The 13,088-nt window shown below is 36.3% G+C and carries 16 protein-coding genes; all 16 read left to right on the top strand.

The features are described 5' to 3' along the window. The first annotated feature begins 24 nt into the window (after positions 1-24). The 16 genes from ACETMN_RS21905 to ACETMN_RS21980 all read left to right on the top strand — a co-directional run bounded on the left by ACETMN_RS21905 (position 25) and on the right by ACETMN_RS21980 (position 12,958). The gene (locus tag ACETMN_RS21905) at positions 25-462 is read left to right on the top strand and encodes a hypothetical protein (RefSeq protein ID WP_091014501.1); all 438 of its coding nucleotides are present in this window, start codon (positions 25-27) and stop codon (positions 460-462) included. Between the two features lie 68 nt (positions 463-530). Continuing rightward, positions 531-875 carry a hypothetical protein gene (locus ACETMN_RS21910; protein ID WP_143786482.1) on the top strand — a complete coding sequence of 115 codons (345 nt, stop codon included), beginning with the start codon at positions 531-533 and terminating at the stop codon, positions 873-875. 12 nt (positions 876-887) lie between these two features. Next, the gene (locus ACETMN_RS21915; protein WP_091014506.1) at positions 888-2,099 is read left to right on the top strand and encodes an Ig domain-containing protein; all 1,212 of its coding nucleotides are present in this window, start codon (positions 888-890) and stop codon (positions 2,097-2,099) included. 12 nt (positions 2,100-2,111) lie between these two features. Continuing rightward, complete coding sequence (locus ACETMN_RS21920; protein ID WP_091014508.1) at positions 2,112-2,621, top strand: hypothetical protein; 510 nt, start codon at positions 2,112-2,114, stop codon at positions 2,619-2,621. 19 nt (positions 2,622-2,640) lie between these two features. Then, a complete protein-coding gene (locus ACETMN_RS21925; RefSeq protein WP_091014510.1) occupies positions 2,641-3,111 on the top strand; it encodes a hypothetical protein in 471 nt (156 codons plus the stop codon). A 14-nt stretch (positions 3,112-3,125) separates the two neighbouring features. Then, positions 3,126-3,827 carry a hypothetical protein gene (locus ACETMN_RS21930; RefSeq protein ID WP_411735132.1) on the top strand — a complete coding sequence of 234 codons (702 nt, stop codon included), beginning with the start codon at positions 3,126-3,128 and terminating at the stop codon, positions 3,825-3,827. A 39-nt stretch (positions 3,828-3,866) separates the two neighbouring features. Then, positions 3,867-4,604 carry a hypothetical protein gene (locus tag ACETMN_RS21935; protein WP_091014513.1) on the top strand — a complete coding sequence of 246 codons (738 nt, stop codon included), beginning with the start codon at positions 3,867-3,869 and terminating at the stop codon, positions 4,602-4,604. 55 nt (positions 4,605-4,659) lie between these two features. Beyond that, entirely contained in the window at positions 4,660-5,439 is a 780-nt protein-coding gene (locus tag ACETMN_RS21940) for a glycosyltransferase (RefSeq protein WP_091014515.1), read from the top strand. After that, positions 5,402-6,409 (top strand): hypothetical protein, encoded by a 1,008-nt coding sequence (locus tag ACETMN_RS21945; RefSeq protein ID WP_091014517.1) that lies wholly within the window; start codon positions 5,402-5,404, stop codon positions 6,407-6,409. The genes ACETMN_RS21940 and ACETMN_RS21945 overlap by 38 nt, the downstream gene beginning before the upstream one ends. Continuing rightward, positions 6,399-7,370, top strand: a complete 972-nt coding sequence (locus ACETMN_RS21950; RefSeq protein WP_091014519.1) for a glycosyltransferase — start codon at positions 6,399-6,401, stop codon at positions 7,368-7,370. The genes ACETMN_RS21945 and ACETMN_RS21950 overlap by 11 nt, the downstream gene beginning before the upstream one ends. Before the next feature lie 14 nt (positions 7,371-7,384). Next, positions 7,385-7,867: a hypothetical protein gene (locus ACETMN_RS21955; RefSeq protein WP_091014520.1), complete on the top strand. Its 483-nt coding sequence runs from the start codon at positions 7,385-7,387 to the stop codon at positions 7,865-7,867. Then, positions 7,857-8,297, top strand: a complete 441-nt coding sequence (locus ACETMN_RS21960; RefSeq protein ID WP_256975013.1) for a hypothetical protein — start codon at positions 7,857-7,859, stop codon at positions 8,295-8,297. Before ACETMN_RS21955 ends, ACETMN_RS21960 begins: the two co-directional genes overlap by 11 nt. 69 nt (positions 8,298-8,366) lie before the next feature. Continuing rightward, entirely contained in the window at positions 8,367-9,368 is a 1,002-nt protein-coding gene (locus ACETMN_RS21965) for a tyrosine-type recombinase/integrase (protein WP_240661925.1), read from the top strand. A 155-nt stretch (positions 9,369-9,523) separates the two neighbouring features. Further along, positions 9,524-9,832 carry a hypothetical protein gene (locus ACETMN_RS21970; protein ID WP_411735133.1) on the top strand — a complete coding sequence of 103 codons (309 nt, stop codon included), beginning with the start codon at positions 9,524-9,526 and terminating at the stop codon, positions 9,830-9,832. 82 nt (positions 9,833-9,914) lie between these two features. After that, complete coding sequence (locus ACETMN_RS21975) at positions 9,915-11,693, top strand: phage tail tape measure protein (RefSeq protein ID WP_411735134.1); 1,779 nt, start codon at positions 9,915-9,917, stop codon at positions 11,691-11,693. A 128-nt stretch (positions 11,694-11,821) separates the two neighbouring features. Further along, complete coding sequence (locus ACETMN_RS21980; RefSeq protein WP_411735135.1) at positions 11,822-12,958, top strand: homing endonuclease associated repeat-containing protein; 1,137 nt, start codon at positions 11,822-11,824, stop codon at positions 12,956-12,958. The last annotated feature ends 130 nt before the right edge of the window (positions 12,959-13,088 follow it).

Here is a 13,088-nt window from a genome sequence, read left to right on the forward strand (position 1 = left end):
CTCTTATCTTTTCGGGAGGAATATATGCAGACGAAAAAAGTTAAAGTTACTAATCCATATGCGAGTGCAGTTGGATTGCGCCTCATGGACGGTATGAGAGAAGTCCTTGTGCACCCTAAAGGTTTTATTATGTTGGACTCAGAAGAAATCTTCTACATCAACAATATGTCTAGTATTTTTAGTAAACGTAGATTGCTGGTACAAGATGATGAGGTAAACATCGAGCTTGGATTGATTTCGGAATCTACAGATGTTGTAGGCATGACTGATGAGCAAATTGAGACACTGCTTAAAGGAAACATCATGACAATGAAAAAACATCTCTCTGGAATCACAGATAAACAAGTGATTGGTCGAGTAATTGAAGTGTCTAAGAAAATCGAAGATTTGGCTACTGGTAAACTTAAAATCATTCAAGAAATTAGCGGATACGATTTTGATCAACTTATTTCTGCCGAATAGGTGGGAATATGTATACAGCGTACGATTCGATCTATGATAGGTTTCTTACCAAAATCACTGACTACGAAATGGCAGAACTTTTAGACGAAGAACTAGAAGTTCAACTTATGAAGTATTTACGTAGCGCAATATCAGATTTTAAATACGCCTCAAAACTACTTGCTGAAAGAGATGACTATCAGCTTGTCTTTTTAAGAGAATTAAGTGATCTCGAACAAGAGATCCTAGCCAAGTTTATGATCATACATTGGTTAACTCCTCAAATTTTACGACTTGAAAACGTCAGGAATGAGTTGGGCAACAAAGACTTTAAACTGTATTCTCCCGCAAACTTCCTCGATAAAATCAGTAAAATGAAAAACGATATCAAAGCAGAAGTGAATCAAGATATGGTTTTTTATTATTACAGTTAGTAGGTGTTGCTATTGAATTCAATTAGCGACTACAAAAAAAGAGTTGGTAAACAAAAAAATGTTGAGTCTGCTACAGTCAAACATGCAAAACACTCAATTAAAACTTTTTTTAGACACTCACCATCCTTTGAAGAGGTCTTATTAAATAACGAGGAAGTAAAAGTTCCGGTTCAAATTGTGTCTGATGCAAAGATACCAACTGTAAAAACTATATTGATGGAGCCCGGTTATTCAATTAAAGCGGGATATAGCATTAAACGCTCAAATAGTGAAACTTGGCTTTGTCTTAGCGATGATCCCAATGATGTATATGTTAGCGGCAAGATTGAGAGATGTAACTTTGATCTTAAATGGATTGATCAAGATGGATTTATTCAAGCCTTCCCTTCTATCCTTTACTTCAATGCTCGCTCTAATTTTGGTACAGAAGAAGACAAAGTAATGAACCTTCCTGCTGGACGTAGACAGATTGTAGTGAGTAAAGATGTTGAGACACAATCAATACTACGTGACACACGTTTCATTATTGGAAGCGAAGCATTTAAGGTAATTGATACGGATTATATGTCTGATGATGGATTGGTAAATTTGAGTTTACAGTCAGATCAAATTGATCCAGTCAAAGACGATCTTGAATTGGGTATTGCCGACTACCATAAGTTAGGTAAATATGAGTTGCTTATCCTTAATGACAATCCTCTATCTCTCAGCATCCATCAATCTGCAAGAATCAATGTTAGAGTAAAGAGAAACGGATCAGAAGTAAGTGATCCGCAAATTTCATACTCTAGTTTGAGTCCTGATTTGGTAAGTGTAGATGAACAAGGGATTATTACTATTCATAAATCAGGCGAAGCAGTTATAACTGTTTCGGCATATGGAATTGATAAACATCTGAATATATATGTAGCCCCCACTATCCATTATGACTATGACGCTACAATAGACGGAGCAAATGATATTTACTTAAACCGCGAGTCTACATATGTGGCTAATTTTTATAATAATGGTATTAAAATTTCTGATGAAAGTTCATTTTCATTAACAAATCTGGATGGCTCCCCTACTCTCCTCGCTTCAATATCTTCGCAAGATCCTATAGCAAATACATGCGTAGTCAAAGCAAACAGTAACCGTAAATTGGGTACTGTTATTTTGCAGGTCAAAAATGCTAATGGACTGTCCAATGGACAAAAAGAAATAAAAATTAAATCACTAATATAAAGGAGTGTGTTCATGGGTCAAAGTATTGTTCGCTTTGGTGAACTGAAACCAGAGAATTACACAGAGGGTTTGAATAACGCATGGATTACGTTCTCCGCTCTCCCCTACTCACGTCAACATTCATCTGGTATTGACGGTGACATTGTAATCAGTGCTACACCAACTGTAGAAATCGTTGATGTTGACTTAGATGTAGCAATCAATCCGCAACATGAATTCGCTTATTCAATTGGCACAGACAATAAGTTGAAGATGGCATTTGATAAAACTAAGTATAGTAAAGCTTCAGCAATTGAAACGCTCAAATGCATCAGCATCACTTATGAACTGGGGCATCTTGAAGCAAACGGTGGACTGTATGTAGCGATTGCCAGAAATAGTCTAGGGGAAGAAGTGCATCGTACTGTTCCACAGACACTAGATCAACTAAAGAATGTTATTTCAACTTTTGATGACACGCGTTCAGTTGACGTGAGTGGATTCTTGAGCTATCAAATTGTACGAGATTATCGGGTTACTTAACCTCTGAGGAGGTGTTTATGTGTCAGGATTTAAAAACTTAGCAGAAGATAAGCTCATTGTTTTGGATAAGATTTTTTCCAGTCAGGAAATACTTAAAGCTCTAACTTACAACGAAATGAACTTTCTTGATAAGCCAGATGTTATTCCAGAAGATGTTTTATTCGATAGAGTTTTTCCGCATAGGTTTATTCCCAAAACATCCGAGGAAAAGAAAACATACATAGCTATTTCGTTTGAAAGGTATCTTCCAATAAAGAATGTTTTTAGAAGTGGATTAATTAAATTCAATGTTTTCACCCATCAAGATTTATTTAGGACGGATTACGGATGTCTTAGAACAGATTACATAATCATGAAACTAGACGAATTATTCAATAGTGAGCGTGGTCTTGGAATTGGTAAAATTGAGTTTTATGAGATGGATGCATTAAGCGTAAATACTGACTATCACGGCTCCTATATTACCTTCAAAGTCCGTGATTTTCAGTGATGGATAAGGAATATGTGAAGTTAAAGACTCTGGCGAATCAATCCATTGTGCTTGATGGTTTAACAATAAAGCCAAAGACACTAAATGAAATCATTGATTTAGGATATGACCAGTTCAATCAGAGATTGAGACTAGTTTCCTTACAAAAAGAAGATATATTTGTTGATGTGGATTTTAGCGAATTTGATTATCCTCTCATTTTCTTTCTACTTCAAACAGACGGAAGTGATTTAGTAGTCGAATACCTTACCTCCTTCTCATATTTCTTAGGAATGAATGTATCTCTATCTCAAGGACAGAGTTCCTTGATAATTGCTGACAACGAGTACTCATTTGAGATTTTAGACTCACTATCAACAATAATTAAAACTCAAAACTGTTACGCGTCAGAAAGTGACGATGACTTCAATCCCTTGAATGATCGTGTCAAAGCGCTCAGAGAGAAGATGTTGGCGAGAAAGAATAAGCTAAGAAAACTCAAGCAAGATCAAGAATCTGATGGCGCGCTGTCATTACAAGATTTAATCTCAATCTTATGTTCGAATGCCAATGGAATAAGCATATTTAATGTTTTTGAACTGAATTTCTTTCAATTTAATGACCAATTCAATCGCATGAGAATGATTGATGAATATGAGGTTAACATCCAAGCACTCCTTCATGGAGCAGATTCAAAAAATATTAAGTTAACACATTGGATTTCCGGTGTGAGATAGGCATGCTGCCTATAATTTAGATTATATGGAGGAAAATTAATGAGTCGATATGGTTCACGCGAAATTATGGACGTAGTACTCAAGAATCCAACTACAGGAGAACCAGTAGTATATCTTGAGAGTCTTACAACTTCTACCCTAGAATTTCAGGGCGCAACAGTTTATGCCAGAGGCGGAAAAGGACATCCTAAACTTATCGGTTGGGACTCTGAGAAAGACGTAACTCTTAACATGGAAGATGCTTTGATTTCCAAAGAGTCTCTTGGAGTCCTTACAGGATCTGATTTTAAGAAAGGCGTTAAGCCAGTACGTAAGAAAGAAGTAATTGAAGTTTCAGAAGTAGATACACTTACTCTCGCAAAAGAGCCTTTGTCAACTAAACCAGCATTCTTCTATCGCACAGTAGACGGGACTTCAATGGGTGAGAAACTAATTTCAGCAACTCCTGTTTCTCAAGAAATTGATTTTGCAGGTTTGGCGGTTGGTGAGAAAGTCATTGTCGATTACTATTACAATGCTCCTGACACTACTCAAAGCATGACTGTACACTCTGATGTGTTCCCGGGTACATACCTCCTTGAAGGAACTACTATGTGGAGAAACGAAGACGGAAAAGATGTTGAAGCACTGTACACTGTGCCTAAACTTAAAGTTCTGCCGGGATTCTCTATCGGTATGGCTTCTACTGGTGATCCTCAACCATTCACATTTACATGTGAAGTATTGAAAGATACAAAATCAACAGCAATGGTTATCATTGATTTGTTGGAAGATTAAAATACATAGGGGCTGAGTCTAATTGGCTTAGCCCTATTTTTTTCTAGGAGTAAACATGAAAACAATTACAATAGCTGCACCAGTTAGAAATAGAGAGTGGATACTTCCACAATATTTACTTAGAATTTTCGAGATCAATTATCCTAAATCTTTAATCGATCTACATTTCGTTGTTAATGATAGTTTAGACAGAACATTTGAGTTGCTGACAGAATTTAAAAAAGACAACAAAGGTTTGTACAATAATATCAGAATAGATGTAATTAACAATAATTCACCCGAAGATGAACGAGAGTTTACGGTAAGAAACAAATACATATATAAGAGTTTGAGCAACTTAAAGAATTACATTATGAGCAAAGTTCGAACCGATAAATTGATTTTTATCGATACAGATATCCTTGTAAAACCTGATGTTATTACTAAGTTACTCAAGCATGGGAAAAAGATCATATCGGGATTGATTTACAATGGATATTTGACCAATAAAGATAAGCCGTACCTGTTTCCGAACATCATGAAATTGGATGATAAAGGGCAATATCGACATATAACAAACTATCATGTTAAGACTGCCCCTGCCCTACTCTGCTCTAAATTGCAAAGAGTGGACTTAACGGGAGCAGTCATTTTATTGGATAAATCAGTTTATAAGTCTATAAAATACGGATTTCATCCTCAAGGAGAAGACGCATACTTTTGTAAGATGGCTCAAGACAATGGTTTTGAGCTTTTTTGTGATTTGTTTGCTTATAGTCAGCACATTATGTCTGAACAACAATTAAGGGAGTTTATTAATGAAACAAAAAACAATACTCTACTTCCCCGTCCTTAACTGGGAATTTTTAAAACAACGTCCACAACAGATACTTTCACAGTTTGCACGTAACGGATGGACAGTTTACTTTTGCAATAACACTCAATCCGAGAAGCCTATTGAACAGGTTGAACCTAACATTTATGTAATCCATAATTTCGAATCCTTCATGAAAGATGTCAAACACGGGAAGTATAAAATCGATGTGGCTTATGCTACATGGGCAAAATCAGCCGAACACTTTGATAAGGTGAATGCAAAAATCAACATTTACGATAGTATCGACGAGTTTCCAGATTGGGAAATGTATGAAGAGTTTGCCGTAAACAGTGCAGACATAATGCTTACTTCAAGTCAAAGATTATATGATATCCGAAGCAAAATGCACGACAATGTTCATCTAGTGCGTAATGCTGCTCCATCTGAATATATCAACAAACCATCCAATAAACCTAAAGAATATGAAGATATTGATGGCCCCATTGTTGCATTTGTTGGGGCTCTAGGTTCGTGGACAAGTACATATCTGATTAAGAAAGTAGCAGAAAAATATCCTACTGTATTTGTAGGACTGGAGTTTGGTAAACAATGTCCATCGAATGTTATTAACTTGGGATGTAAGAACCATGATGAGTTATATGACTATTACGCACATGCTGATGTTTGTCTTATTCCATTTAATACTAAAACCAATATTACTCAATCTGCATCTCCAGTTAAAATGTATGAACACTTGGCAGCAGGAACAATTACTGTAGCAACAAAATGGCATGAGACTGATCTATATCCATCAGCAGTACTTACAGCAGATAATAATGATGAGTTTTTAGCAAGAGTTGATGAGGCGATTATCACTTCAAAACTAAGAGGGTTCAAGGAAGAAGCCAGACGGATCGCTTTGGAAAACACTTGGGAAGTACGTTTCAACCAAATTGAACAAGCAATTGAGGAATATGCACTGAAAAGTGGTGTTGTGATTGGGTCTTAAAGTTTTATTTACAAATACAAGTTCTCTCATCAAATACGGTATATCTTCAGGATTTAAAAATCTTGGACACGAAGTACATATTATGGATGGCAAATATCAATTATGGGACAAGGATAAGGAAACCCAAGTTCAACTTTTTAAAGATTATATAGAGAACAATCATGTAGACATTGTGTTTTCTGAATGTTTTGCTAACTTCGCTGAAGGTATATTTGAACATACAAGAGAAAAGGGAATATTTCATGCTTTGTGGAGTATTGAGGATACTCCCTTCGATCATTGGATAGGTGATTATTGGTCTGATTATGCTGATTACATTTTCACCACAACCGCAGAATGTCTCCCAAACTATTGGAATAAAGGAAAACAAGCTGAACTGATGTTGTTTGGCTGCAATCCTGACTTTCATAAAAATACAGATTCAGGTGTTCAGAGAGACATAGTTTTAATTGCTAACAATTATGAGCGAAGATTTGAACAAACCAGAAAATTCATCATGCCAGTCGTAGAGAATGGATACGATGTAAGTGTATTCGGTAATGAGTGGTGGATGGATTCTAATCGTGAAGTGAATCTCATTAGCTACCCTTCTGTTTATAGAGGATACGGCGCATATGAGGATCTGCCCTATTTATACTCTTCAAGCAAAATTATTCTAGGTCAAAACTTGGATGATAAATCTATAACTCAAACTTCTATGCGCCCCGCAGAGAGTCTTGCTGTAGGAGGAGGTATTCTTATCTCCCCTTTCACTCCTGCCCAGCAATATTTATTCCATGATCATGTTTATTTACCTAGGAATACTGATGAGATATTATTGATGGTTAATGAAGTATTGGGTATGACAGATATACAACGTGAACAGAAGGCTAAAAAAGCACAAGAATTCGTGTACAGGTATCATAATTACAACTTAAGAGCTGAACTAGTAATCAATGCTTATCATGGCTATAAACCATAAAGGGAGATGAATAAATGGCAAAATCAAATAAGCTTACACTAGCTAAGTTGAATACTGTTGACAATGAGAACAACAAGCGAAAAACAGTATACGTAACCCCAAAAAAATATGAAGTAAATATACACACATTTTTCCGTGAGTCATTGATGGACGATGTTGTCACAGAGTATATTGCACTAGTTGAGGAGCTCAGGTCCAAGACAGAGATTGATGATGTCCTAATCAGAGGTACGCTGAGTCTGTTTAATGTTCTCATGATGAAGAAATTTACTGACCTTCCATTTCCTAAAAAAATGGACTTGGGTGCATTGATCGGTATTTCTCGAAAATTTATGGACAATGGAATCACCAATGAGGTGATCAATGAGTTCCCTAAATCTGAACTTGATAAACTCGAAGAACGATTCAAAGTAGCTCAACAAAATGCAGCTAAAGTAATTGCTGAGATGGCTGTCTACTCAGTTGCTCAAGCTCAGGAAATTGCAGATGCAGGTTAAGACACAACAGGATTTAATTAAGTTTCTACAAAAGTTGAATCAACCTATTGGAAAAGCATTGGTTAATGATGTAGCTAAAACTGTTAAGCAAACTCAAAAAGAAAAAGTAAAAGAAGAAGTCTACGAGGTTTATACTCCTGACCCCAATAGTGCATATTCATACAAGAGAACAGGGTTATTGGGTAGCGAGGAAAGTATGAAGTCTGAATTGATTAATGACACTACTCTTTCAGTTGAAAATATTCGCTCTGATGGCGATAGAAACGTTGCTGAAATTGTGGAGAGTGGACAAAATTACAATTATTCATTTGAGTATGCTGGTGTTCCACGTCCATTCACTGAGGCAACACGCGAAGAGTTAAGGAATACTGGTGCTCACAAAGCGGCTATGTATAGAGGCTTAAAACGTCAGAATATCAAATTGAAATAATAAAACACAGGGAGCGTGTTATTTATGGCATTGGAAAGTTACGATCAATATACGTAAGGATGATGTTAATTGAGCAAAAAAGAAGTCAAGCAAAATACATTACGTGAACCAGCTAAGAAACAAGCAGAAGTAACTGAGGAAATGTGGCTACAGGTCAATGAGGATTATAGATTAATTGTAGATGAATTTATCTCCGTACAAGATCTCTCTCCAGCATCAAGAAAGCAATATACAAGTGTACTTCGACAATTTGGCTGGTATCTTTTTAGTTCAATGAATGACAAGCCATTTTATAAGATCACCAAACGCGATTTCTTGCGTTATCTAAGTTTCATACGTGACAATCGTAAAATGTCTTCCTCAGCTATTAGTTTGAGAAAATCTGTTGTGTCTAGTCTTTGTAATCACATTGAAAATATTATCGCAGATGAAGAAGAAAATTATAAAGGCTTTAGAAACTTTACTCGTGGACTCCCTGCTATTGCGCGGAATAGAGTTTATGAGAAGGTTAAAGTTACAAAAGATGAATTTGACTCAATGATGAAGATCCTTGAAGAAGATCAAAACTGGTTAGGCATGGCATGGCTTGCTACAGCTTTTCTTGTGGGTGCTCGACGTTCAGAGATAATTCAGTTCAAGTCAGAAATTATGGATTATAAAGTTCCTGAAGGTCAGAATTATGTACTATCTCACGTAGTTCGCGGTAAGGGCCCTTCAACCGATGGTAAACCACTCGAATATATGGTTCCTTTGGAAGTCTTACCGTACTGGCAAAAATGGATTGATACACGCGGTTACGAAAGCGAATATGTTTTCACAACTAGATATGGGAATGAAATAAAAGCGATGTCTTCAGCATGGGCTAATGATTTCTGTACCAATGTGCTATCAGACATGTTAGAGCGTAGAATTAACGTACATATATTTAAAAACTCATGTATCACATATTTGCTAGAATCTGGTGTGCCGATGCATTTGGTATCTAAATATGTCGCCCATCACAATGATATTTCAACAACACAAATTTATGACTTGAGAGATTTCGAAGAAGAAAAGAATCAGATTTTCTAATTTAAACACTGTAAAATTACCATTTCATTTGAATATAAAGGGAGCAAAAAATGAAAATATACAATCGTCAACTTGAGAAATTAATTGTCTTCCTCCACTCCCTTGAGTTGGAACGGAAAGATTCTCGTATGAGGACACGTTTTAAGTATTTACTGATGGATAAACTGCAAACAGTTATAGATGAAACAGTTGAAATCAATAAACAATACATAGCTTACGATGAAAATAGCCAACCAATTAAAGAGAATGGTGATTATCTAATCAAAGACAATGTGAAGCGTGTAGCCGATATCAATGAGTTAATGAATGAAGTATATGAGATTCCACAGGATATCAACAACAAGGAAATGCTATTGTCAATTAGAGATAGTGTACTAAACCACTCACCTGTTACATTTAAAGGTGATGAAGCCGACACCTATGACATGGTCTGTGAATTGGTTGAACAAATTGAATACGAGTAAAATTGGGAAGCGATCATTTGAATCGCTTCTTTTTTATTTCTCTTTTTAACACTAGAAGCAAAAAGGAAGTGATTTAAGTATTATGACTGATTTGAAGATTTTGATTGAAGCTGGTCTCAGCATGGGTTCCAGCGTTAAGAATATCAACGATGAAATTAAAGCTTTAGCTAAACATCCGTCCCTCAAATCTTTGAATTTGAAAGTAGATATCGATAAATCATTTGTTAAATCGATGAATGAATTTGTAGCAGCAACTAAAGTATTGAGCACTGCGTTAGAACAACAGCAAAAGGTAATTAATGAGTCGGTTAAAACAACTAAGATGTTGGATGGTTCAGTTGAGAAAGTAACTCAGAAACAATTAGCCAATGGCTCAATTATCACTCAAACAACCAAGAAGATTAATGAAGAATCCAAGGCTTACTCTGAACAAAAGAAAACTCTTCAGCAACTTGAAAAAGAATTAGATGGATACGCTCTAGCACGTACCAGAGCCAATAAAAACAAACTTGGTGAGATCAATAGTACGACAAATACATATAAAAATCAGACTGGTCAACAAGTTAGCGTCAATGTAGACAATGAAGGCAACGTTAAGAACTACAGTCAAATAACTGACTATCTCAAGCAACAGCAAGATGCGCTACAAAAAGAGCAAGCAATCAATAAACAACGTGAGCAAGCAGCGCAACAAGAGTATGCAACACGTAAAGCATTGGCAGATAAGAATCTCAAAGAGGAAGAACAGCGTAATCAACAGTTTCTTAACCAGTTGAAGACTCGATTTGCTGAAGAACAGAAAATTGCTCGTGATCGTGATGCATTGGATAAGGCACATTCAGCAGCTATTACTGAAAATTTAAACAGGCAAAAAGCTGTTGCTGATATGCAAGCGAAAATTACAGCAGCCCAGACTAAATTCAAGGGTAACTCCTCTGCTGTTGCTGAGTTAACCGCGCTAAATGCTCAATTAGGCAATGTATCGAAAGTTAGCAATTACAAGAATGCTTTGACAGAGTTACAAACTAAGTTAACACAGATCACCTCTCAAGCTAAGTTGGCTGGTAATGAAACGAAAACACTAGGACAACGTTTTGGCGATGCCGCTTCGAAGGTAGCTATGTGGGCAGGTGCAACTTCATCTGTATATATGGTTACACGGGCATTAAGAGACATGGTTAGTGTTGTTATTCAAGTAGATAGCCAGATGACTCAGTTAAAACGTGTAATGGATGAGTCGACAGACTTTGAGGGCATGTTGAATCGTAGTATTCAATTGGCAAATGAGTTAGGTCGAAGTATTACAGAGGTAAATGAGAATGCTATCGGATTTGCACGTATGGGATTCGATGAAGATCAGACCATGAACCTTGCAAAGACAACAACATTGCTACAGAACATATCTGAGTTAACACCGGGAGAAGCAGTAGACACTCTCACGGCAGCAATGACTATATACAATATAGAGGCAAGTAAAAGTATTGAAATTGCTAATAAACTTAATGAGGTAGACAACAACTACGCTATCACGACTCAGAACTTAGCCTTGTCACTAACAAGAGCTGGTGCGGCAGGCAATACCTTCGGTGTGAGTCTTGAGAAATTAATTGGTGATACTACGGCAATTACCACTGCAACGCGTGAAAGTGGTGCTGTGGTTGGTAACTCGCTTAAATCCATCTACTCACGTATCACCTCGATGAGTAAATCCGAGGATGTATTGAGTGGCGTTGGAGTTTCAATGCGTGAAATGAACGGTGAAGTTCGAGACGTATCTTCTATTCTAGATGAATTGGCTGGAAAATGGTCTGGCCTATCTAAGGAACAACAACAAAATACAGCAGTGCAGCTGGCGGGTTAAAATAACGGCCCCACAGTCAAGTGATTGACTGTTGCAAAGTCAACCATATCGGTGAACACCTTAGCACATAATGGTGAAGGCAATACCGAGGTAAGGCGTCTTGTGAGAGAGACAGTTAGAATTGGAGCATGATTAAAATAGAAAAAGAAATTGAGTTGAGTATCGTTGAGGATTACAAAAATGGATTAAAGCGTAAAGATATTTGCGAAAAATACAGAATCACAAATTTCTATAAGATACTTGATAAATATGATGTGCCTCGATTTAATAAGAAATGGACTCAAGATGAATTAGACAAACTTAACGAACTTTATCCAACTGAATCATGGGAGTTAATTTTAAAGGAAATTAAAAGGTTTCCAAGAGAAGAAATAATTCGCATGGCTTCTAAAATGAAGATAAGAAGAGAAAACTTTCAGTATACGTACGAAGAAATTGAGTATTTAAAAAAATATTATTGTGAAATGCCTACTAAAATTTTCATTGAGAAGTTTTTCCCAAATAGAACTGAATCCGCAATTCACACTAAAGCCAGTAGAATGGGTTTAGTGTCAAGAGAAGCTTGGTCTAATATAGAAAACGAAATACTTCAAGAATATTACCCTTCTTTATCAAACAAATCCATACGAAATTTATACTTAAACAATAGAAGTTTAAGTGCGATCATGTGTCAGGCAGCAAATTTGGGCTTAAAAAAAGAAAAAACTAACACCCATTTCTCTAAAGAAGAGTTGATTTGCGACCTTAAAAAACTTGCAAATAATCTGGGACGAACACCGACTCTAACAGATATCTCCATATCTGAGGATCTGCCTTCGCCAATGACTTATTACAGATATTTTGGATCTTATGATAACGCTTGTTCAATCGCTAGTCTCCCTATCAATCACATTAATACGTTTGGATCTATTGGTTTTCATGAAGCTTCCGATGGTACAATCTGTCTGTCGCAAGCAGAACTAACCATTACAGAATTCTTTATTTCAAATAATATAACGTTTGAAAAGGAAGTTCCATATACTGAATTTTCCGAGGATGAACGATGTGGAATGAAAAGGTGTGACTGGTTACTCTCAGATGGAACTATTGTAGAATACTTCGGTATGCCTGAATTAGAACATTACAAAAAGAAAATGACAATAAAGTTAGATATAATTAAGAATAGCAATCTAAAGTTTGTGGCCTTATATCGAAAAGATTTATCAAAATTACATAAAATTTTCAAACCTCTCACAAACGTTTCAACCGTAACGACTAAACGTTGACCTTCTATTAAAGTAGAAGATGTTATAGTCTGAACATCTATGGAAACATAGAGAGGGAAGGTCAAGTGTAAAGACACTTTTGGAAGAACCTTCCCCGCTATACTTTTTTAAGTATAGTCAGTAAGGCGTT

The sequence above is a fragment of the Paenibacillus sp. M2 genome (assembly GCF_046713495.1).
Taxonomy (GTDB): domain Bacteria; phylum Bacillota; class Bacilli; order Paenibacillales; family Paenibacillaceae; genus Paenibacillus; species Paenibacillus amylolyticus_B.